This window comes from Phytohabitans flavus (genome assembly GCF_011764545.1).
Taxonomy (GTDB): domain Bacteria; phylum Actinomycetota; class Actinomycetes; order Mycobacteriales; family Micromonosporaceae; genus Phytohabitans; species Phytohabitans flavus.
The window spans coordinates 6,431,547-6,453,737 of sequence record NZ_AP022870.1; the positions used below are offsets into that span (position 1 = coordinate 6,431,547).

Annotated in this window: 13 protein-coding genes, 1 tRNA gene and 3 pseudogenes; 8 read left to right on the top strand and 9 right to left on the bottom strand. The window is 68.5% G+C overall.

The features are described from left to right. The first annotated feature begins 116 nt into the window (after positions 1 to 116). Positions 117 to 1,166 carry a threonine synthase gene (gene thrC, locus Pflav_RS28095; RefSeq protein WP_173039502.1) on the top strand — a complete coding sequence of 350 codons (1,050 nt, stop codon included), beginning with the start codon at positions 117 to 119 and terminating at the stop codon, positions 1,164 to 1,166. A gap of 399 nt (positions 1,167 to 1,565) precedes the next feature. Beyond that, entirely contained in the window at positions 1,566 to 2,636 is a 1,071-nt protein-coding gene (locus Pflav_RS28100) for an IS110 family RNA-guided transposase (protein ID WP_173039504.1), read from the top strand. A 39-nt stretch (positions 2,637 to 2,675) separates the two neighbouring features. On the opposite strand, the gene Pflav_RS28105 is transcribed toward Pflav_RS28100, so the two are convergent. The 3 genes from Pflav_RS28105 to argS are packed head-to-tail and all read right to left on the bottom strand — an operon-like array spanning position 2,676 to position 6,997. Next, positions 2,676 to 3,968: a homoserine dehydrogenase gene (locus Pflav_RS28105; protein ID WP_173039506.1), complete on the bottom strand. Its 1,293-nt coding sequence runs from the start codon at positions 3,966 to 3,968 to the stop codon at positions 2,676 to 2,678. Further along, positions 3,965 to 5,350 carry a diaminopimelate decarboxylase gene (lysA, locus tag Pflav_RS28110; protein WP_173039508.1) on the bottom strand — a complete coding sequence of 462 codons (1,386 nt, stop codon included), beginning with the start codon at positions 5,348 to 5,350 and terminating at the stop codon, positions 3,965 to 3,967. The genes Pflav_RS28105 and lysA overlap by 4 nt, the downstream gene beginning before the upstream one ends. A 3-nt stretch (positions 5,351 to 5,353) precedes the next feature. Next, the gene (gene argS / locus Pflav_RS28115) at positions 5,354 to 6,997 is read right to left on the bottom strand and encodes an arginine--tRNA ligase (protein WP_173039510.1); all 1,644 of its coding nucleotides are present in this window, start codon (positions 6,995 to 6,997) and stop codon (positions 5,354 to 5,356) included. A 99-nt stretch (positions 6,998 to 7,096) separates the two neighbouring features. Here argS and Pflav_RS28120 point away from each other — a divergent pair. The 6 genes and pseudogenes from Pflav_RS28120 to Pflav_RS28140 all read left to right on the top strand — a co-directional run bounded on the left by Pflav_RS28120 (position 7,097) and on the right by Pflav_RS28140 (position 15,300). Beyond that, a pseudogene (locus Pflav_RS28120) lies at positions 7,097 to 7,947 on the top strand (DUF3105 domain-containing protein). A gap of 5 nt (positions 7,948 to 7,952) precedes the next feature. Continuing rightward, on the top strand, positions 7,953 to 8,612 hold the full coding sequence (locus Pflav_RS28125; protein WP_232071993.1) for a DUF305 domain-containing protein: 660 nt from the start codon (positions 7,953 to 7,955) through the stop codon (positions 8,610 to 8,612). Between the two features lie 417 nt (positions 8,613 to 9,029). Continuing rightward, positions 9,030 to 9,104: transfer RNA gene (locus Pflav_RS28130), tRNA-Arg, on the top strand. A 555-nt stretch (positions 9,105 to 9,659) separates the two neighbouring features. Further along, positions 9,660 to 9,947: pseudogene (locus Pflav_RS49015) on the top strand (aminotransferase class III-fold pyridoxal phosphate-dependent enzyme); the annotation flags it as partial. A gap of 122 nt (positions 9,948 to 10,069) precedes the next feature. Next, positions 10,070 to 11,080, top strand: a complete 1,011-nt coding sequence (locus tag Pflav_RS46340; RefSeq protein WP_269474548.1) for an aspartate aminotransferase family protein — start codon at positions 10,070 to 10,072, stop codon at positions 11,078 to 11,080. Next, positions 11,080 to 15,300, top strand: a complete 4,221-nt coding sequence (locus tag Pflav_RS28140; protein ID WP_197938772.1) for a Pls/PosA family non-ribosomal peptide synthetase — start codon at positions 11,080 to 11,082, stop codon at positions 15,298 to 15,300. Before Pflav_RS46340 ends, Pflav_RS28140 begins: the two co-directional genes overlap by 1 nt. On the opposite strand, the pseudogene helR reads toward Pflav_RS28140, so the two are convergent. From helR to Pflav_RS28170, 6 genes and pseudogenes are all read right to left on the bottom strand, one after another. Further along, a pseudogene (gene helR / locus Pflav_RS49020) lies at positions 15,245 to 17,427 on the bottom strand (RNA polymerase recycling motor ATPase HelR). The gene Pflav_RS28140 and the pseudogene helR overlap by 56 nt on opposite strands. Before the next feature lie 345 nt (positions 17,428 to 17,772). Continuing rightward, positions 17,773 to 18,090 (bottom strand): hypothetical protein, encoded by a 318-nt coding sequence (locus tag Pflav_RS28150; protein ID WP_173039514.1) that lies wholly within the window; start codon positions 18,088 to 18,090, stop codon positions 17,773 to 17,775. A gap of 82 nt (positions 18,091 to 18,172) precedes the next feature. Beyond that, positions 18,173 to 19,045: a phosphate ABC transporter ATP-binding protein gene (locus Pflav_RS28155; protein WP_173042678.1), complete on the bottom strand. Its 873-nt coding sequence runs from the start codon at positions 19,043 to 19,045 to the stop codon at positions 18,173 to 18,175. 93 nt (positions 19,046 to 19,138) lie between these two features. Then, positions 19,139 to 20,104 (bottom strand): sortase, encoded by a 966-nt coding sequence (locus tag Pflav_RS28160; protein WP_173039516.1) that lies wholly within the window; start codon positions 20,102 to 20,104, stop codon positions 19,139 to 19,141. Continuing rightward, entirely contained in the window at positions 20,101 to 20,778 is a 678-nt protein-coding gene (locus Pflav_RS28165) for a hypothetical protein (protein WP_173039518.1), read from the bottom strand. The genes Pflav_RS28160 and Pflav_RS28165 overlap by 4 nt, the downstream gene beginning before the upstream one ends. A gap of 11 nt (positions 20,779 to 20,789) precedes the next feature. Continuing rightward, positions 20,790 to 22,088: a COG1470 family protein gene (locus Pflav_RS28170; RefSeq protein WP_173039520.1), complete on the bottom strand. Its 1,299-nt coding sequence runs from the start codon at positions 22,086 to 22,088 to the stop codon at positions 20,790 to 20,792. Positions 22,089 to 22,191 lie beyond the last annotated feature (103 nt).

Below are 22,191 nucleotides of genomic sequence, written 5' to 3' on the forward strand. Positions count from 1 at the left end.
TTCACTCTTTCCGTGGTGGGAGCGTCCCGGTAGGTGGTTATTGGTCAGGTGGGGGCAACCTGGGCGTAGGCGGGTGGGGCATTCTGAACCTGCGACCCGAAGACAGGAGAAGCGCCATGTGGCGGGGTCTTATAGAGCAGTACCGGGACCGCCTGCCGGTCACCGGATCCACCCCGATCGTCACGCTGTACGAGGGCAATACGCCGCTCGTGCCCGCTCCCGTACTGTCGTCCCGTTTGGGCTGTGATGTCCAGCTCAAGGTGGAGGGTGCAAACCCGACCGGCTCCTTCAAGGACCGGGGGATGACGCTAGCTGTCTCTAAGGCGGTCGAAAGCGGGGCGAAGGCGATTATCTGCGCCTCGACCGGCAACACCTCGGCGTCCGCGGCGGCGTATGCGGCACGCGCCGGCCTCACCTGCGCGGTACTCGTGCCGCAGGGCAAGATCGCGCTCGGCAAGCTTGCCCAGGCGCTGGTGCACGGCGCCCGCCTACTCCAGGTGAATGGCAACTTCGACGACTGCCTGTCGCTCGCCTCGAAGCTCTCCCTCGACTTCCCGGTGGCCCTGGTCAACTCGGTCAACATCGACCGCATCCACGGCCAGAAGACGGCCGCCTTCGAGATCGTCGAGGAGCTGGGCGACGCGCCGGACATCCACTGCCTGCCGGTCGGCAACGCGGGCAACATCACCGCGTACTGGATGGGCTACCAGGAGGACTACGACGACGGCAATGCCACCCGCCGGCCGAAGATGTTCGGCTTTCAGGCCTCTGGCGCGGCCCCGATCGTCACCGGCAAGGCGGTCGCCGAGCCGTCCACCATCGCCACGGCCATCCGCATCGGCAACCCGGCGAGCTGGACCAAGGCGGTCGACGCCCGCGACGCGTCGAAGGGCCTGATCGCCTCGGTGACCGACCGCCAGATCCTCTCCGCGTACCGGCTGCTCGCCCGCGAGGTCGGCGTCTTCGTGGAGCTGGCGAGCGCGGCCAGCGTGGCCGGCCTGCTCCAGGAGGCCGAGGCCGGACGCGTCCCAAGAGGCTCCACGGTCGTCTGCACCGTAACTGGCCACGGCCTGAAGGACCCAGAGTGGGCCATCTCCACAGCCCCCTCCCCCACAACAATCCAGCTAGACATCCTAGCCGCCGCCCGCGCGCTGGACCTCGCCTAGGGCGCCCCACCCCCATCCGCGTTGATCAGGGAGTTCGTGGGCGTGTCGGTCGGCGTGTCGCCCCACGAGGTCCCTGATCAACCGTGCGGGAGGCCCGCTAGGCCGAGCCGGCTTTGGTTGTGAAGCGCGGAGGGTGAGGCCGCGGGAGCAGCGGTCCGGACCACCGCGGACAGAGATGATGTTTGTGAGCACCTCCCGTCCGGGGTCTGACCCGACGGCGGACTGACCTTGGGGTCTTGGAAGATGATCTGTCGGCCCTGGTCGGGAGGTGCTCGTGCACTCACTGGACGTGGCGTTGTGACTTCATAGGAGCCTGGCTAGAGGCCCCGTCTCTGTCTTGTCCGCGTTGCCCGGCTGGTGCGTGCCGCCCTGCCCCCAGTCACGAACGACAGGACGACGATGCCCTCTATTACACCCGACACCGCCGCGATCGAGGTCGTCGGTGGCGTGGACACCCATCTCGACACGCACACCGTCGCGGTGATCGACCTGGTCGGACGGGTGGTCGGCACTGAGCAGTTCCCGGCCACCACAGCCGGCTACACGGCCCTGCTGGCCTGGATGCGCGGACACGGACGACTGGCCCGCGTGGGGGTGGAGGGCACCGGCGCCTACGGCGCCGGCCTGACCCGCCAACTACGCAACGCCGGCGTCGAGGTGATCGAGGTCGACCGCCCGGACCGCAAGACCCGCCGCTCGCAAGGCAAGTCCGACCCGATCGACGCCGTCCAAGCCGCCAAGACCGCCCTGGCCGGCCACCGCACCGGAACCCCCAAACAACGCGACGGCCGCGTCGAAGCCCTCCGCAACCTACGCGTGGCCCGGCGCAGCGCGGTCGAACAACGCGCCGACACCCAACGCCAGATCAAAACCCTGATCGTCACCGCCCCCGACGAACTACGCGCCCGACTGCGTGGCCTGAACGTCAAGCAGTTGATCGCGACCTGCGCCACCCTGCGGCCCGACCGGGCCGACGCCGCCACGCCGGCCACTGCCGTCAAGCTCGCCCTACGCTGCCTGGCCCGCCGTCACCAGCAACTGTCCGCCGAGATCACCGACCTCGACGAACTACTTGAACCCCTCGTGGCCGCCATCAACCCCGACCTGCTCGCTGTCCACGGCGTCGGCCCCGACGTCGCCGGCCAACTACTGGTCACCGCCGGCGAAAACCACGACCGACTCACCTCCGAAGCCGCGTTCGCCATGCTCTGCGGCGCCGCCCCCATCCCCGCCAGCTCCGGCAAAACCAGCCGCCACCGCCTCAACCGCGGCGGTGACCGACAAGCCAACGCCGCCCTCTACCGCGTCGTACTCACCCGCCTACGCTGGGACCCCCGCACCCGCGCCTACGCCGAACGACGCACCAAGCAAGGCCTGTCCAAGAAAGAAATCATCCGATGCCTCAAGCGCTACGTCGCCCGCGAGCTCTACCAACACATCACAACAAACGATCTTGAACTAGCCGCTTGACATCCATAGGAGCATCATCGCGGTAGCCCAAATCTTTCTCTATGTCGCTTCGATGCCCTCGACGCGGAGCACGCTCGCGATCGAGCGGACGATGTCGAGCTGCTGGAGCTCGCGGACCGTCGCGGTGAGCGCGGCGTCCGGGGCGGCGTGGGTGACGATCACGAGTATCGCCTCGTCGCCGCGGCCGGACTGGCGGACCGTGGCGATGGAGACGTCGTGCTTGGCGAAGACGCCGGCCACCGCGGCGAGCACGCCCGCGCGGTCGGCGACGTCGAGGCTGATGTGGTAGCGCGTGACCGCCTCGCCCATCGGGCGGATCGGCAGGTCGGCGTAGCGGGACTCGCTGGCCGCGCGTACCCCCGCGAGCCGGTTGCGGCTCACCGCGACGATGTCGCCGAGGACCGCGCTCGCGGTCGGCGCGCCGCCCGCCCCACGGCCGTAGAACATGAGCTGGCCCGCCGCCGCGGCCTCGACGAAGACCGCGTTGAACGCGTCGCCCACACTGGCCAGCGGGTGGGTGCGCGGGATCATCGCCGGGTGCACGCGCACGCTGACCGAGTCGTCGATGCGCGCCGCGATGCAGAGCAGCTTGATGGTGCAGCCCATCGCCTTGGCGCTGGCCACGTCGGCGGCGGTCACCTCGGTGATGCCCTCCCGGTGCACGTCGGCCGCGCTCACCCGGCTGTGGAACGCGAGCGAGGCGAGGATCGCCGCCTTGGCCGCCGCGTCGAAGCCCTCGACGTCAGCGGTGGGGTCGGCCTCCGCGTACCCGAGTGCGGTCGCCTCCTCCAGCGCGTCGCTGAAGGAGGCGCCGGTGGCGTCCATCGAGGACAGGATGTAGTTGGTGGTGCCGTTGACGATGCCGGTGACCCGCGTGATCGTGTCGCCGTGCAGCGACTCGCGGAGCGGGCGCAGCAGCGGGATCGCGCCGGCCACGGACGCCTCGTAGTACAGGTCTGCGCCGCCCTCGGTGGCCGCGTCGTGCAGCGTGCCGCCGTCTTCCGCGAGGAGCGCCTTGTTGGCCGTCACCACGCTCTTGCCGGCCTTGAGCGCCTCGACGAGCCAGGTGCGGGCCGGCTCGATACCGCCGACGACCTCGACCACCACGTCGACGTCGTCGCGCTTGACGAGGCCGAGCGCGTCGGTCGTGAGGAGCGCCGGGTCGACGGGCAGGTCACCACGGTCGCGGCCGAGCCGCCGCACGGCGATGCCGGCGATCTCCACCGGCGCGCCGATCCGGGCCGTGAGGTCGCCGGCCTGCTCGTGCAGCAGCCGGACAACCTCGGACCCGACCGTGCCGCATCCCAACAGCGCCACCCGTACAGGCTTCATCCCACATCCAATGCCAGCAGGTCGTCCTCGGTCTCCCGGCGAACGATCACCCGTGCCCGCCCGTCACGCACCGCCACCACCGGAGGCCGTGGTACGTGGTTGTAGTTACTGGCCATGCTCCGGCAGTAAGCGCCGGTACCGGGCACTGCGAGAAGATCTCCGGGCTGCACGTCGGCGGGCAGGAATTCATCCTTAACGACCACGTCACCTGACTCGCAATGTTTTCCCACCACCCGGGCGAGCAGTGGCGGTGCCGAGGAGGCGCGGGAGGCGACGGTCGCCGAGTACGTCGCGCCGTAGAGCGCCGCCCGGATGTTGTCGCTCATGCCGCCGTCGACGCTCACGTACGTGCGGATGCCGTCGACGTCCTTGACCGTGCCCACCTCGTACAGCGTGAAGACGGCCGGACCCACGATCGCCCGACCCGGCTCGATCGAGATGTGGGGCAGCGCCAGCCGCAGCACCTCGCACTCGTCCGCCACGATCTTGTCGAGCCGCTTGGCCAGCTCGGCGGGGGCGGCCGGGTCGTCCTGCGTGGTGTACGCGATACCGAAGCCGCCGCCCAGGTCCAGCTCGGGCAGCTCGACGCCGTGCGCGTCGCGGATCTGTGCCTGCAACCCCAGCACGCGACGGGCGGAGACCTCGAAGCCGCTCGTGTCGAAGATCTGCGAGCCGATGTGGGAGTGCAACCCGCGCAGGTCGAGGACGTCCTCGTGCAGGATCTTCGTCGCGGCGTCGAACGCGGCACCGCCGGCCAGCGAGAATCCGAACTTCTGGTCCTCGTGCGCCGTCGCGATGAACTCGTGCGTGTGCGCCTCGACGCCGACCGTCACCCGCAGGAGGACGGCGGGCTTTGTGTTCAGCCTGCGGGCGATCTCACTGAGCCGGTCGATCTCGTGGACCGAGTCGACGATGATCCGACCCACCCCGACCTCGACCGCGCGGGTCAGCTCGGACACCGACTTGTTGTTGCCGTGGAAGCCGATCCGCTCCGGCGGCATCCCGGCCGACAGCGCGGTGGCCAGCTCGCCGCCGGTGCACACGTCGAGGTGCAGCCCCTCCTCGGCGATGATCCGCACCACAGCGCGGCACAGGAACGCCTTGCCCGCGTAGTACACGTCACAGCCGGCGAACGCGGCGAGGAAGTCGCGGCAGCGCGCCCGCATGTCGTTTTCGTCCAGTAGGTACGCCGGGGTGCCGAACTCCTCGGCCAGATCCCGCACGCTGACGTCACCGATGGCGAGCGCGCCGTCGGCCGCGCGCGCCACGCTGGTGGGCCACAGTTGCGGCAGGATCACGTTGACGTCTTCGGGGGTACGCAGCCAGGCCGGCCCTCTGCTGCCCAGCTCTCCGTGCAGTGCCCCCGCTTCGTGCGCGCGCAAGCCCTACATCCTCTCCGGCGCCGAGACGCCCAGCAGGTCGAGACCGTTAGCGATCACGGTACGGGTGGCGTCGTTGAGCCACAGCCGTGCGCGGTGCAGATCACCGATCGGCTCGTCACCCACGGGAAGGATGCGGCAGTTGTCATAGAAGCGGTGGTATGAGCCAGCCAGCTCCTCCAGGTAGCGGGCCACCCGATGTGGCTCGCGCAGCTCGGCCGCCTGAGCCACGATCCCGGGGTAGTCGCCGAGCGCCTTGAGCAGGTCTTGCTCTTTCTCGTGGCCGAGCAGCTCGGGCCGGAAGTCGTCGGCCTCGCCCCGGGCGAGCCCCACCTCGGCGGCGTTGCGGCCGACGCTGGCGGTACGGGCGGCCACGTACTGCACGTAGTAGACCGGGTTGTCGCGCGTGCTGCGGGTCCACAGGTCGACGTCGATGTCGATCGGTGAGTCGCTGGAGAAGCGGGCCAGCGCGTACCGAGCGGCGTCCACCCCGATCGACTCGACCAGGTCCTCGATCGTCAGCACGGTGCCTGCGCGCTTGCTCATCCGCAGCGGCTCGCCGTCCTTGACCAGGTTGACCAGCTGGCCGATGAGGATCTCCAGCGTGCGCTCGGGCTCGTCGCCGAAGCACGCGGCCATCGCCCGCATCCGCCCGATGTACCCGTGGTGGTCGGCGCCGAGCAGCATCAGGAGCCGCCCGAAGCCGCGCTCCCGCTTGTCCAGGTAGTACGCACAGTCGGCGGCGAAGTAGGTCCACTCCCCGTCGGACTTGCGCAGCACCCGGTCCTTGTCGTCGCCGAAGTCGGTGGTGCGCAACCAGATCGCGCCGTCCGCGTCGTACACGTGGCCCTGCTCGCGCAGCCGGGCCAGCGCCGTGTCCAGCTCGCCCCGCGTGTGCAGGTCCGACTCCCGGAAGAACAGGTCGAACGGGACACCGAAGTCGGCCAGCGAGGTGCGGATCTCGCGCAGCATCAGCGCCACGCCCTCGTCCCGGAACGTCCGCTCGTCGGCCTCCGGGTGCTTCGCCTTGATCTCGTCGGCGAGCTCCTTGATGTACGCCCCCGCGTACCCGTCCTCGGGCACCGGCCGACCCTCGGCCGCCGCGTGCAGCGAGCGGGCGAAACGGTCGATCTGGGCGCCGGCGTCGTTCACGTAGTACTCAGTGCCGACATCCGCGCCGCTCGCACGGAGCAGCCGGGCCAGCGCGTCGCCGAGCGCCGCCCAGCGGGCGCCGCCGATGTGCACCGGGCCGGTGGGGTTGGCCGAGACGAACTCCAGGTTGATCCGCTGGCCGGCGAGGCGCTCACTGTGCCCGTACTCCCGGCCGGCCTGCACCACGACGCGGGCGAGCTGGCCCGCGGAGGCCGTGTCGAGGCGGATGTTGAGGAAGCCCGGACCAGCGATCTCGACCGATTTGACGCCCGGTGTCCGACCCAGGTGGTCGGCTATCCCGCCGGCCAGCTCACGAGGCTGCGCACCCACCTTTTTCGCCAGCTGAAGCGAGATCGTCGATGCGTAGTCGCCGTGCTCGGGGTTGCGCGGCCGCTCAACTGTGGTCGATGCTGGCAGGGCGGCAGGATCGAACCCACGCTCGGTAAAGAGCGCGCGGGCGGCAGCGAGGACAGCCTCGGCGAGCTTGGCGGGAGTCACCGAGCAATGCTAGCGGGGGTACAGTGGGTGCCTCGGCGGCGACCCTGTGCCCGTGCTCGATCCGCCCACCCCCGTGACCGACCGACCAGACGAGGCACCATGAGCGTGAGTACCCCGGCCGGCGACCAGCGCCGTCCGTCCGTGGTCAGCACCGGTAAGAAGGCGCCGGAAGGCGCTGCCAAGTCATCCAGTCCTGCCAAGTCGGGCTCTGCCACCGCCCGTAAGAGCACGTCAGGCGGCAAGGGCGGCGGGGCGGGCGCAGGCAAGGGCGGCGGCGGCAAGGGCCGCAAGCCGATCGCGCCGGTCAAGGTCAGCCAAGGCCGCAACTGGGGCCCGATCGGGCTCTTCGTCGCGGTCGGTGTGATCGCCGTGGCGATCATCGGCTACGGCTCGTATGCGGCGTTCCAGGGCTCCAAGTCCTGGGAGGACCGCGCGGCCGGCATCGACGGCATCGTCAACTTCCGGGAGCAGGACCCGGCGCTGGCCCAGGGCGGCCAGCACGTGCCGGGCAAGGTCGACTACACGGTGAAGCCCCGGTTGGCGGCCAGCACAACCAGGACTGGCAAAACTGCATGGGTGATGTGTACGACGCCCCGATCGCCAGCGAGCACGCCGTGCACAGCATGGAGCACGGCGCGGTCTGGGTGACGTACCAGCCGAACCTGCCCAAGGACCAGGTCGACAAGCTCGCCGAGCGGGTGCGCGGCACGGAAAAGCTGCTGATGAGCCCGTACGAGGGCCTCGACGCGCCGATCTCCCTCCAGGCGTGGGGCTACCAGCTCAAGGTCGACAACGCTGACGACAGCCGCATCGACGACTTCATCAAGGCGCTGCGCGTCAACGCCTCGGTGGAGGGCCCGACCGCCCTCTGCGCCCAGGGCATCACCGCCACTGGCACCGAGCCGCGCAACCTCCAGCCGCAGCAGCAACAGCAGCAGCCGCAGGGCTAGCCGTGGTGACCACCGCCACGCCCGCGGAGGCGGCAACCTCGCCCGACGGCCCCTCGCACGGGGCCGTCGGGTGGCGCTTCGGCACCGTTGCGCTCGCGATCGCCGTCGCGGTAGGACTCCTCCTGGGGTACGGGGCGGGCTGGCTCACGCCCACGCTCACCCGCCCCGGCGACACATCCGCCGAGGCGGGCTTCGCCCGCGACATGACCACGCACCACACGCAGGCCGTGCAGATGGCGCTGGTCGCGTTCAAGTACGGGCAGGACGACGGGATCACCCAGCTCGGCGTCGACATCGCCACCGGCCAGCAGGGCGAGATCGGGATCATGCAGACCTGGCTGCGTCAGTGGCACCTCGACCCGACCGGCTCGGAGCCCAGGATGGCCTGGATGCCGGACGGCGAGCAGTTCAAGCGCGAGGGCGGCCTGATGCCCGGCATGGCCACGAAGGAAGAGATGGACAAGCTGGAGGCCGCGCGAGGCCACGAGCTGGACATCCTCTTCATCGACTTGATGATCAAGCACCACCTCGGCGGTATCCACATGGTCGACGCCATCCTCGACCAGTCCGACGATCCCCAGGTCACCGAGGCCGCCCAGCGCATGAAGAACACCCAGCAGGGCGAGATCGACAACATGCGCAGCATCCGCGATCGCATTCAGTAGTTTTCTGACTGCTCAGCCCCACCCGACCCTTTCGTCCTCGTTGTCCGGTCGGGGGCGTTGTTGTCGCTGCGTCTTCTTCTCGGCGCTAGGCCGCCCATTGGTGCCGTCGCCGCCCGCCGCCGCCACAACGTCCTCGCCCGCGCTCAGGAACTCGCCCTGATCGAAACCATGCGCGACCGCTTCCCCGACCAGCTCGACCTGAACGCTCCCTTGTGGAAGGCCTCCACAATGTCCCCGCTGAGCCCGACCGCCGCCGCCCGCTACCTCCGCGCCTGGGGCCTCAGCACCCGCGAACCCGTAGACCGCGCCTGCCCCCTCTGCGCCGAATCGGTGGTCCGCTGGAGGCAGGCCCTAGAACTGGGGCGGTGTCGATTCGGCCCGCGGACAGCGAGCCTGCTACGCTTCCTTGGTCGCTGAGCCCCCGTAGCTCAGGGGATAGAGCACCGCCCTCCGGAGGCGGGGGCGCAGGTTCGAATCCTGCCGGGGGCACCACTCATCTGATCAGCCTTCGTGGCCATCGCAAGGATCGTTGTGTCCGCGTGGACGACCGAGATCACTTGCGCGCCCACTCTGCTCGTTCCGGCCATCCTCAGCGGTAAGATCTTTATAGCGATTGCCCGACACGCCCGGACGCCGCAACGCCGACCGGTGCTATGTGCCGTTCCGTTCCCCGTGACCGTACTTTCGATCCGTGCTGAAGAGTACGCGGGCTACGCGGCTGTAGTTTCACGTTCCGTGTCACGGGCCGCTTCGAGGAAGCTAGAGTCGGTGCTCAGTGGCGTTACGTGAAAGAAACGATGACGACACACAATCTGCGGAAATGCTTCTAGCATCGTGTCCTCTTGCTGAACGACGTTGCGGGGACCCTGCAATGGCAGCATGCGGGTTGGACTAATCAGCCAGTAAGAAAGCCGCCGCGGCTGGACCCGGGCTGCCGTTTTTCCGGGTCGGCGGCTCACTGTCACGTCTTCCATGCACCAAATGGAAGCGTGCCTTCCGCACGCGAAAGAAACGACGGCCCCCACCCAAATGGCAGAGGAGCTAGCAATGATCTTGCCGGACTGGGCGGCAATTTCAATCTATCCACGTGTGTACGGCGATCTTCCGGGCCGACGTTCGGCAACTTTGCTTGAACGGCAGCACCGGCGAGAGTCGAACGCCCGCACCTATCCTCGACATCTACCCATCGCTATCGCCAACGCGTCGGGCAGCTTCGTACGCGATGTCGACGGCAACGTCTTCATCGACTTCCTCATGGGCGCGGGAGTGCTCTCGCTCGGCCACAACCATCCGGAGCTGGTCCAGGCGGTAACCAGACAGCTCTCGCAATTCACTCATGGTCTTGACTTCCCGACGCCGGCGAAGGACGCTTTTATCGAGGCCCAGCTCTCGATGCTTCCCGAGCCCATGCGTGATCGTATGAAGCTGCACTTCTGCGGCCCTACCGGGCCAACGCGGTGGATGCCGCGATCAAGCTCTGCAAGACGGCTACCGGCCGCGGCGACATCGTCTCCTTCCAGGGTGGTTTCCACGGCAGCAGCCATGCCGCCATGGCGGTTACCGGGCTGGTGGAGCAGAAGGAGCCGGTCGCCAACGGCATGCCCGGCGTCCACTTCTTCCCCTACTCCTACTGCTCCCGCTGCCCGTTGGGGCTCGCGCCCGACACGTGCGCGATCAACTGCGTCAACTACCTCGAGCGGTCCTTGAGCGATGCCAACGGTGGACTCGCGCTGCCCGCGGCCGTCATTCTGGAACTGGTCCAAGGCGAGGGTGGCGTGGTGCCGGCCCGCAAGGAGTTCGTCGGGCGGATCCGGGCATTGACCCGCGAGCTCGACATCCCGCTGATCGTCGACGAAGTGCAGACCGGATGCGGGCGCGTCGGGACGTGGTTTGCATTCGAGCAGTACGACATCGAGCCCGACGTCATCGTCGCGTCGAAGGCATTGAGTGGGATCGGCGCCCCCGTAGCCGTCATATTCTACGACAAACGGCTCGACAGCTGGGCGCCCGGCGCACACACAGGCACCTTCCGCGGAAATCAGTTGGCCTTTGCAGCCGGCGCGGAGACAGTAAACATTTTCCGCCGCGACAACGTGCTGAGTAATGTCCGTGAGCGTGGCGAGCAGATCGGCGATCGGCTCGCCAAGTTGCAACTGAATCCGTGGGTGCGCGATGTACGGGGCGTGGGCCTGATGTGGGGAATCGAGCTGGCCGATCCGCAGGATGGGCGGCCCGCCGGCGCCCTGGCTCGCAAGGTGCAGGCACGGGCCCTGCGGCGAGGTTTGATCCTCGAAGTCGGTGGCCGCGACGACTGTGTTATCCGGTTGCTCCCCGCGCTCAACGTTTCCGCAGAAATTGTCGACACGGCTTGCTCGTTGATCGAGGAAACGATCGAGGAATGCTGTGGATCGGCCACATCCTCATCCTGGGCGCCGGCGCGAGGCCCAGACGCAATGGGCGACGGCTGATGCGGCAGGAAACGAGCAGGCACGTCAATACTGTCGATGTCCAGCCCCAGATCCTGGTCTGCCCGGGATACGACAACGCGATTCGCTGGCGACCTGGGGAACGCCTTCAGGATCTCTTCGAGCAGCAGTGCGACCGGATGCGGGAGATCGGCGAAGGCGATCACCTGGCCGTGGACGCGGGCGACGTCCGGCTCACGTACGCCCAGTTGGACGCGCAGGCCAACCAGCTCGCTCGCCACCTGCTCGGGCAGGGAGCCCGGCCCGGCGACCGGATCGGGTTGCTTTTCGACCAGGCTGTGCTCTCGTACGTCGCGATGCTGGCCGTACTGAAGATCAACGCGGCCTACGTTCCGCTGGACGTCGGTTTCCCGGCCGACCGGCTGGCGTACATCGCGCAGGACGCCAATGTGCACACGGTGCTGACGACGTCGCACCTGCGGGACCGGCTTGGGCACCTGGCCGCAACGCCGCTCTGCCTCGACGACGTGGAGTCGAAGGTCGCCACCGAGGCCGCGGACCGCCTCACGGACGCGGAGAGGGGGGAGCCTGTCGACGAGCTCTGCTACATCATCTACACGTCGGGCTCGACGGGGCGGCCGAAAGGCGTGGCGATCCAGCACGCCAGCATTGTCAACTTCCTGCGCGTCGCGGCCGAGGTCTACGGGATGCGGCTGACCGACCGGGTCTACCAGGGCATGACGATCGCCTTCGACTTCTCGGTGGAGGAGATCTGGGTGCCTTGGATGGTCGGGGCGACGCTCGTGCCCAAGCCGGGCGGCTCCAGCCTTCTCGGCTCTGACCTGCACGATTTCCTGCTAGCCAGAGACATTACGGCGCTCTGCTGCGTACCGACGCTCCTCGCCACCATCGACGACGAACTACCTGGCCTGCGTTTCCTGCTTGTCTCGGGCGAGGCGTGCCCGCAGGACCTTATTGCCCGGTGGCACCGGCCCGACCGCCGCTTCCTCAACGTGTACGGTCCGACCGAGACCACGGTCACCGCGACGTGGGCGCTGGTCCACCCGGAGCGCCCGGTGACGCTCGGTTTCCCGCTACCCACCTACACCGCCGTCATCCTCGATCCGGCGGAGGGGAAGGTACTTCCCCGCGGCGAGATGGGCGAGATCGGCATCGCCGGGATCGCACTGTCGAGCGGTTACGTAAACCGGGACGACCTGACCGAGCGGGCGTTCGTCCGGGACTTCATCGGGATTGACGGCAACCCGTCGGGCAGGATCTATCGCAGCGGTGACCTCGGCCGCGTCAACGACAGCGGCGAGATCGAGTACCACGGCCGCATCGACTCGCAGGTGAAGATCAGGGGCTACCGCATCGAGCTGACGGAGATCGAGTCAGTCCTGTTGCAGGTCCCGGGGATCGCGCAGGCTGTGGTCACCACTTTCGAGCCGGAGCCGGGTGAGGTGGAACTCGCCGCCTACTACAGCGCGCGCCGGGACTCCGGCAGCCCGGACCGGGAAGTCATCTACGATCATCTACGCGATCGGCTGCCGCGGTACATGGTTCCGGCGTACCTCGACCAGCTCGATGTCCTTCCGACGCTGCCCAGCGACAAGGTCGACCGCAAGAGGCTGCCGCCGCCAGCGAGCCGGCGCAGCCTCGCGACCCCCGACAGCCATGTCGAACCCACCACGGGCGCGGAAAAGACCCTCGCCGAAGCGCTGGCCCACGTTCTACACATCGATCAGGTATCGGCCGACGCGAACTTCTTCGACGACCTGGGCGCCAACTCGCTGTTGCTGGCGCGGTTTTGCAGCCGGGTACGGCAGCACAGCGACCTGCCGTCGGTGTCGATGCGCGACGTGTACCTGCATCCGACGGTCAGAAGCCTGGCCGCCAACCTCGCCGAGGTGGCACCCGCCCCCACCGCGCCCCCGCCCAGCGCCCCGAGTGTGCCGGCCGCGCGGGCGAGCACCGCCCAGTACGTCCTTTGTGGAGCATTGCAGTTCCTTCTGTTCGTCGCGTACGCGTGCCTCAACGCGGTGATCCTGGTGGGCGGGTACGACTGGATCGCCTCGGCCACCGGTCTGATCGAGATCTACCGGCGGTCGGTTGAGTTCGGCAGCGCGGCGTTCGCGGTCATGTGCGCCGTTCCGATTCTGGCGAAGTGGACGCTTGTCGGTCGCTGGAAACGCCAGCAGATCCGCGTCTGGAGCCTGGCCTACGTCCGCTTCTGGACCGTCAAGACGCTCATCCGGACCAACCCGCTCGTCCTGTTCATCGGTTCGCCGGTCTACTCGCTGTACCTGCGAGCGCTCGGCGCCCGGGTCGGGCGCGGCGTCGTGATCCTTTCCCCGCACATGCCCGTCTGCACGGATCTGCTCACCATCGGCGACGGCACCGTCATCCGCAAGGACGCAGCGTTCAACTGCTACCGGGCCAACGCCGGCGTGATCCAGACGGGTGCGGTGACGCTGGGCAAGGACGTGTACATCGGCCAGCAAACGGTGATCGACATCGAGACCTCGATGGGCGACGGATCGCAGCTCGGCAATAGCTCCTCCCTGCACGAATCCCAGGCCGTGCCCGCCGGCCAGCGGTGGCACGGATCCCCGGCGCAGCCGACCGAGGTGGACTACCGCGCCGTCGGCCCGGCCAGGTGCGGCAGGCTGAGAAGATTCAGCTACGGCTTCTTCCAGGTGCTGAACGCGCTCGTCCTGTACATGCCCATCGCGACCGGCGGTCTTGTCGTGCTGCTGTCCGAGGTGCCACACCTCAGCCAGCTGATCGGCCCGGGCCACGAGGCCGCGACATCCTGGGCTTTCTACCGCGACCAGTTGATCTTCTCGTCTGTGCTGTTTTTCGGCCTACTGATCACCGGACTCGTCACAGTGGTCACCGTCCCACGCCTGTTGAACCTGGCGTTGCGGCCCGACAAGGTGTATCCGCTGTACGGCTTCTACTACTGGCTCCAGCGGATGATCTCGCGCATGACCAATGCGAAGGTCTACGTCTCGCTCTTCGGCGACAGCTCGTACATCACCACCTATCTCCGCAGCATCGGCTACGACCTGTCTCGCGTCGAGCAGACAGGGTCGAACTTCGGCATGAATGTGGAGCACGACACGCCGTTCCTGAGCACGGTCGGCACCGGCACCATGGTGTCCGATGGGCTATCGATCATGAACGCCGACTTCTCGAGCACCTCCTTCCGCGTAACGCGCGTGGCGATCGGGCCGCGAAACTTCCTCGGGAACGCCCTCGTCTTTCCCTCGGGGAGCAGGACGGGCGAAAACTGCCTCCTCGGCACGAAGGTGTTAATCCCGCTCGACGGCGACGTCCGGGAGAACGTCGGGCTGCTCGGCTCGCCGAGCTTCGAGATCCCCCGGTCGGTCCAGCGCGACAGCAGTTTCGACTACTTGAAGGACGGAAAGGTGCTGCGCCGCAAGCTCGCGGCCAAGACCAGGCACAACACTGTCACCATCGCGCTGCACCTGCTCGTACGGTGGTTCCACCTCTTCTTCATCACCCTCCTCGCGCTCGTCGCCGTCGACGTCTTCCATCGGTTCGGCCTACCGGCGATCGCGGTCGCCGTCGTCGTCAGCCCCTTGATCAGCGCGGCCTTCTTCACGTTCGTGGACCGTGCCGTCACCGGGTTCGGGCCCCTGAAACCGAGATTCTGCTCGATCTACGACATCGCCTTCTGGCGGCACGAGCGCTACTGGAAGGTGCCCGCGATGCGCTATATCCAGATGCTCAACGGAACCCCGTTCAAAAACATCATCTGGCGGCTGCTCGGGGTCCGCATCGGCCGCAGGGTCTTCGACGACGGTTGCTGGATCACGGAGCGCAGCCTTGTCGCCATCGGAGACGACAGCACCCTCAACGAAGGAAGCATCATCCAGAGCCACTCCTTGGAGGACGGCACCTTCAAGTCCGACCACATCACCATCGGCGCCAACTGCACGCTTGGTGCCGGCGCGCTCGTGCACTACGGCGTGACGATGGGGGACGGCGCCGATCTCGGGCCTGACTCCTTCCTCATGAAGGGCGAGGAGATCGCACCGTACACGCAGTGGCTCGGAAACCCGGCCAGGGAAAGTCGAGACGTACGACCGGTCGAGCTTGCGGGAGTCGCATCCTCGCTCGCCGCTGCACCAATATCGCCCTTGTCGCTTCAACAGCACCAAACCGCGGCCCGCCGCATCACCCACGAGGCCCCGCGTCCGGAGAAGGATCAGCGCGAACCAGAGCCGACGTGAGGATGACGAGCTGCTGGGTCGCCCGGGTCATCGCGACGTACCTGTCGACCGCTCCTTCGACGCCTTCGCCGAACTTCTCCGGGTCGACGAGAACGACAAGGTCGAACTCGAGCCCCTTCGACAGCTCCGGCGCCAGCGACTGGACGCGGGACGTCGGCTGGAAGGTGGGGTCGCCGATGACGCAGGCGATTCCCTCGGCGTGCGCGGCGAGCCAGGCGTCGAGGATCGAATCCAATTCAGAAGCGGATCCGTGTACGACGGGGACGCCGCTGCTGCGGATGGAGGTCGGCACGTTGGCGTCCGGGAGTACGGCCCGGATGACCGGCTCGGCTTCCAGCATGACCTCTTCCGGCGTCCGGTAGTTGATGGTCAGGGTGGCCAGGGCGATCCGGTCGAGCCCGATGCGCTCGAGCCGTTCCTGCCACGACTCGGTAAACCCGTGCCTGGCCTGGGCGCGGTCCCCGACGATCGTGAAGCTCCGGGACGGGCAGCGGAGCAGCAACATCTGCCACTCCGCGTCGGTCAGCTCCTGGGCCTCGTCCACGACGATGTGTGCGAACGGTCCTGCGAGCAGGTCAGGGTCGGCGTCGGGCGGTGGGGTCTCGTCGACCAGGGCGTCCCGCATGTCCTGCCCGTAAAACATCTTCATGACGCCTTCGCCGTCGTCATAGGCTTCGGACTCGATCAGGTCGTCGACGACCGTGGCCATGTCCGCACGTTTGGCGGCGACAGCGGCGTCGTGCTTGCGCCTCCGCCGTGACGCCTCCGGGTCGCCGAGCCGCTGCCGCGCCGTGTCCAGCAGCGGCAGGTCGGACACCGTCCAGGCCTGGGCCTCCGCGCGCTGCAGCTTCCGGACCTCCTCTGGGCTGAGCCAGGGAGCGCACTTGCGCAGATAGGCGGGTACCGACCACAGGTCGCCGACGAGGTCGGCCGCTTCGAGCAGCGGCCACGCGCGGTTGAAGGTCGTGAGCAGCTCCCTGTTCTGCCGCAGCGACCTGCGCAGCGGCTCCTCCGGTTCGTCGCCGTCGTACTTGTCCATCAGGATCGTGAGCAGTTCCTCCCAGATCTGCTCGCGCGCCTCGTTGTGCGGTGTACCAGGTTCGCGTGCGTCGAACGCGTCGGCCCAGTCGTTCGCACTCAGCCGGATGTCCGACTCGTGCGTCGTAACCGTCATCCCCTTGCTGGGCGGCTCCTCGTAGAACCTGACGGCCGCCTCGATCGCCTTAACCAGACCCGCGGACGACTTCAGCAGAGCCGCCTCCGGGTCGGTCTCGACCGCTGCTCTGGCCCCTCGGGGACCAGGTCGCGCAGGGTACAGATCTGCACGTCCTCCTCTCCGAGGCTGGGCAGCACGTCGGCGACGTACGCCAGGTAGGGGTGGTGCGGACCGACGAACAGCACGCCACCCCGGCGGTGGCCGAGGCGAGGGTCGGAGTAGAGCAGGTACGCGGTGCGGTGCAGAGCGACAACGGTCTTCCCCGTGCCCGGACCGCCGTCGACGACGAGGGCGCCGCGCGATCCAGCGCGGATGATGGCGTCCTGGTCGGCCTGGATGGTGCCGAGCACGTCCCGCATCCGGGGCGACCGGCTGGTGCCCAGGCTGGCGATGAAGGCGGACTGGTCGTCGAGCGCGGCGGCGTGCCCTTCGAACCCCTCGTACGTGAACACCTCGTCCCAGTAGTCGCTGATCCGGCCCTTCGTCCAGCGGTACCTGCGGCGGCTTGCCATACCCATCGGGTTGGCGTGGGTCGCCCCGAAGAACGGCTCGGCCGCCGGCGAACGCCAGTCGAGCAACAGCTGACCGCCCGTGCTGTCGGTGAGGCCTCGCCGTCCGATGTACACGGGCTCGGGGTTGTCCGCGCTGACCATATGTCCGAGGCAGAGGTCCAAACCGAAGCGGCGCAGTGTGCGCAGGCGAGCGTTCAGACGGCGGATCTCCTGGTCCCGGTCCAACGCCCGCCGGCCTTTCCCGCCGGGCGCCTTACGCTCGGCATCGAGGCGGGCGGACAGGTCGGCGAACGACTGTTCAAGGCTCTCCGCGATGGCCACGAAATGCTGCTCATCGCGCGCGATCAGCGCCGGGTCGGCCTTGGATGAGAGGTTTTCAGGAAGGTCGAACACACTCATGGCACAACTCCGATAAAGACGATGTCCCGGGCTCGCGGGAGTGCTCGCCGCTGCTCCCGCCGGAGACCGGTCGGGCCTTGGCGGCCCTCCCTGCCAGGTCCGTGGGTGGTCGGCCGCAGGGCTGCAAACCTTCCGCGACTTCCCGTTTCCGCAGGTTCTGGCCTCGGCCGACGATTGTGCGCCACGACCCCGGTCTTGCCGCAAGCCCCCGGTGCGCTATACCTTAGAAAGGGCAGGGAGTGCGTTTCTTTTCCCGGCGCTCAAATCGTGGCGAGCTCGATCCGGATTTCCTCGCGGTTCTTCTCCACGAGGTTTACGACGTAGTCCCGTTCTCCGGGCAAGGCCTCACTGGTCGGTCGGGATCGATTCGACGCTCGCTTCGGTGAGCTGCCAACCACGCAGGAGCGCGACGATACGCAGGGCGTGCTCGATCAGCGCGGTGACAGCCCGCAAAGCGCCTTCGCGGCTGGAAGACGTCACGAGCAGACTCGCCATCGTGCCGCCCGGATGAGCGCCGACCCGCCGATCAAGCACCGTGACGACGTCGCCGGCGGGCGTCACAGCTTCGTGGGCGCGGTCCAAGAGATCGTCGAGCGCGTCCGCCGCATCGAGAGACTGCGACCGGGACAGCGGCAATGTGCTGGCAGGTGGGGCGATCGACACGACCACAAGCCATGGAAGGTTGACAGACGGCCGGGGCCCTCCGGAGTCAGTCTGGGCCAGCCGTGATGCTGGCCAAGGGGGGTCAGCCGAACCGGCCATGGACGTAGTCGCTCGTACGCGGATCCTGCGGCTCGTTGAACATCGCGTCGGTGGGGCCGTGCTCGACGATGTAGCCGGGTTTGCCCTGCTCCGCGAGGAAGAACGCGCACCGGTTGGAGACGCGGGCCGCCTGCTGCATGTTGTGGGTGACGATGACGATCGTCACCTCCGCGACGAGTTCGGCGATGGTTTCCTCGATGACCCGGGTGGAGGTCGGGTCGAGCGCCGAGCACGGTTCGTCCATGAGGAGCACCCGCGGGCGGATCGCGAGCGAGCGGGCGATGCACAGCCGCTGCTGCTGGCCGCCGGAGAGGGCGCCGCCCGGCTGCCGCAGCCGGTCCCGGACCTCACGCCACAGCCCCGCCTTGGTCAGGCACTCCTCGACAAGGTCGTCCTTGTCGTTGCGCCGAACCCTGGCACCGGTGAGCTTCAACCCGGCGACGACGTTGTCGTAAATCGACATAGCGGGAAACGGGTTCGGCTTCTGGAACACCATGCCGATCTGCCGCCGCGCCTCGGTGATCCGCCGGGAAGCGGCGTAGATGTCCTGCCCATCCAGCAAAACCTCGCCGGCCATCGCGGCGCTTGGGACAAGCTCGTGCATCCGGTTCAGGATGCGCAGGAAGGTGGACTTTCCGCATCCCGACGGGCCGATGAGGGCGGTGACCTCGCCAGCCCGCATGAAGAGGGTCACCCGGTCAAGCACCCGGTGGTCGCCGAACCAGGCGGTGATGTCGCGCGCGTCCAGCCCGGCGAGCGCTTGGTGGCGGCCGGCGGCCGGCGGCTTCCCGGAGTGCCCGCGGGACCACTCGATGGTGTCGCCGTGCCGGGGCACCAGGGGTTCCGGTTCGACCATTGTGTCGGCGGCGGAACCGCTGCTTCGTACGACGTGCATTGTGTTTGTGTCTTCGTGCTCATTCACGGTACAAACGTCCTTCTCTTACGTGCCTTACATGAGGTTGGGCAGCAGCCGGGCGATCTGATCGGCGGTGGCGACGCTGAAGAAAACCAGCACCGGAACGGAGATGGTCCACACCTGCCAGCGGCCCCAGTGCAGCCGGATCCAGGTCAGTAGCACGGACGCGGCCACCAGCGCCTGGCCCCACAGGACGAGCTGCATCCAGGCGAACTGGTCGATACCCAGCGCCAACTCCGCCGTCGAGAGGTCACGCCTCGTCAGCGGCATCGGCGGCGTGGGTAGCGCCGAAGAGGTGAGGTCGGCGTCGACGCGGAGCACGCCGGAGGGCAGCAGCGGTGAGCCGTCGGCGGTGGTCAGAGTCAGGCGGCCGCCACCAGCGGCGAGAGCCGGTGGGAACGGGTCGCCGCCGCGGCGCACGCCCAGCACCCGGAAGGTCGACACACCCTGGCCGGTGGTGACGGTGAACGTGTCACCCGGGTTCAACCTGGACAGTCCGCGGAACGGACCGCCGTACGCGGTGGCCCGGCCCATGATCACCGAAACCCCAGACTGCCCCGGCATCGGCGTGTTCCGCAGGTGACCCGGCCCCTTCTGCAGGACCGCCCCGGTCGTGCCCTCGAAGACCACCTCCCGGAGGTTGATCTGCGGGATCGAGAGCACCGCCACCGGGGTGCCCGGCGTGAGCAGCTTCTCCGCGTCATCCGGCCGGGTGGCCGCGACCGGCGCCGTACCGAGCGCCAGCTCCTTGCGGAAGTTCGCGTACTCGGTGTACTGCGCCCGGGCGTGGTGCAGGGAGGAGAACACCCCGATGTACAAGGCGAAGAACATCACCACGACCGAGAGCAGGATCAGCATGTTCGCCACCATGCGCCGGGCCGACGGCGGCGGCTCGTCGTTCGCCGGGCGGCGCGCTGGAGGGTCGTACGGCGGCTCGGTCATCGCGGCGTCGCTGGACGGGTGCGCCGCCGGCCGGCCGTCTTCGATCGTGGCGGTCATCCGCGTGCCTCACCGGATGCGGTACTGAGTACACCCAGCGCGCGCAGCCGGGCGCGGCGTCGACCCATCACCGTCAACAGGACACCGACGACGATCAGCCCCACACCGGCACCGACGAACCCGATCAGGTTGGCGCCGGTCCGCGGCAGCGAGCCACCTCCGCCACCGTCGGATCCGTCGCCACCGCCCACCGGCAAGGTGGCGACGATGGTCACCGTGAAGGCGAAGCTCGCGCTACGTTTCGACGTCTGTCCCTTGAACGTGAGCGTCTTGCGGCCCGCGCCGAGATCGGCCGGGAGCGAGAGGTCTCGCCGAGCGGTACCGTCCTGGCCGGCGGTGACAGTGCCGAGGTCACGCGACGGTCCGAGGGACATCGCGACCCGCTCGCCACCGGCGAACCCGGTGCCGGTGCAGGAGAGCTGATCACCCGGGTGCAGCGTCGGGTTCTGCCCCAGCGCGGCGCCGCCGGCGCCGGTGCACGCGAGGCTGGCCTGCCCCGGTGGCATGGTGTGCTCCGGGACGGTGACCCTGACCGACTGCCCGTCGCCGTCCTCGGCTCTGGCGCTCGGCGCCGCGCCAAGCGCGCCCAGGCCAACGGTCAGGACGGCTACCGCGGCCAACAGGGTTCCCTTGGCAGGCCTGCGGCCGAAGCGGTTCGCGTGTCGGTTCGGCATGGTCGGGCTCCTCAATCCGGGTTGGTTGCGGCGGGCGGAGCGGCCTCGCCGGCACGGTCGGCGTCTGTCTTGCCATTGCCAGCTGGGCGGCTGCCGTTGCTGGCCGCGACGGGAGCGAGCTCGGCGGGGGCCTCATCGCCCGGCGGCTCGAAGAGAGCATCGAGAGCGCCCTTCTCAGCCGGCGCGTCACCGGCGGCCGCACGGCGGCCCCGTGCCTCCGCCGCGGCGAGCTTCGCGTTGAAACGGCGGCGGCTCCAGCCCAGCCACCACCACAGGCCTACGACGAGCGCGACGAGGATCAGCAACAACACGACCTGCGGCCACGGTGTCGCCCACAGCCCAACCGTTTGCTCGACCGGCTGGAGTGGAGTGGGCACGGCGGGCGCGTCGGGCAATTGCACCGGTGTGACCTTCACGTGGGCCTTCAGCGGCCCAGCGGGCAGCACGCCGGTCATGCGGGCGGTGACCCGTACGGCGTCCCCGGGCAGCAGCTCCTCAAGGGTGGCCGGCGTCGTCTCGGCCTCGGTGCCGAATGGGCTCGTGACGGACACCGCCTGCGCGCCGGACAGGCGTACGTTGCCGGTGTTACGCACCGTGTACGCGATGGTCGCGCCACCACCGCCGAACGGATTGGCGGTCCCGTCGTAGGTGGTGGACACCGCCTCCACGCCGAGCGCCGCGGTCAATGGCCCAGCGACGCGCAGGTAGGCGGCGACCGCGATGCGGCTCTCCCGGCCGACCTGGGTGCCCGGCACCCTCTGGGTGATCGAGGCGATCACTCCGCCCACGTGGTCGCCGGGCGTGGCGTTTCTCGGGACCGTGATGGTGAACGGCTCGACCACCCGGGTCCGCGGCGGCACCCGCAGGCTGGCGTGGGGAAGGCGGGTCCAGGCGCCGACGTCGGTCGCCTTCACGTCGGCCGTGGCCACCCCGATCGCCCCTTCCGGGGTGGTGATCCCGTCCGCGGCATATACCCGGAATGTGACCGGCACGGTGCTGAGGTTGGTGATGCTGACGAAGTCGCTCACCACCGCGCCCGGCTGTAGGCCCTCGTACGAGAAGCGGGTGCGCCCATCCGGGCCCTTGGCGTTGGCCGGCGACACGGCCCACCGCGTCACCGCTTCACCGGACGGGGGTGTCGACTGTGGACCCTGGCCGGCCGGCGGCGACGGGCTCGGTGCCGGCGCAGCGACCGGCACGGGTGGCCGGGCCACCGGCGCGGCGGCCGCTGCCGATGCCGTGCTGGCCAGAAACACCGCGACGACCGGTAGCAGGTACCAGCCGCGGTATGCCCGCCGACGATTGATCATCGAAGGTTCCCCTCATATGCCGATGCCGGCCAGCGAAGTGGCCGGATCGGGTTCGCGCCTGCAAGGGCGGCGGAGTGGAAGAGGCAGGCAGTGTGACGACCTG

Excerpts from the sequence above, each read along its gene's own strand:
- thrC (WP_173039502.1), top strand. The coding sequence starts at position 117 with ATGTGGCGGGGTCTTATAGAGCAGTACCGGGACCGCCTGCCGGTCACC.
- Pflav_RS28100 (WP_173039504.1), top strand. The coding sequence starts at position 1,566 with ATGCCCTCTATTACACCCGACACCGCCGCGATCGAGGTCGTCGGTGGC.
- Pflav_RS28105 (WP_173039506.1), bottom strand. The coding sequence starts at position 3,968 with ATGAAGCCTGTACGGGTGGCGCTGTTGGGATGCGGCACGGTCGGGTCC.
- Pflav_RS28140 (WP_197938772.1), top strand. The coding sequence starts at position 11,080 with ATGCGGCAGGAAACGAGCAGGCACGTCAATACTGTCGATGTCCAGCCC.
- Pflav_RS28155 (WP_173042678.1), bottom strand. The coding sequence starts at position 19,045 with ATGGTCGAACCGGAACCCCTGGTGCCCCGGCACGGCGACACCATCGAG.
- Pflav_RS28160 (WP_173039516.1), bottom strand. The coding sequence starts at position 20,104 with ATGACCGCCACGATCGAAGACGGCCGGCCGGCGGCGCACCCGTCCAGC.
- Pflav_RS28165 (WP_173039518.1), bottom strand. The coding sequence starts at position 20,778 with ATGCCGAACCGACACGCGAACCGCTTCGGCCGCAGGCCTGCCAAGGGA.
- Pflav_RS28170 (WP_173039520.1), bottom strand. The coding sequence starts at position 22,088 with ATGATCAATCGTCGGCGGGCATACCGCGGCTGGTACCTGCTACCGGTC.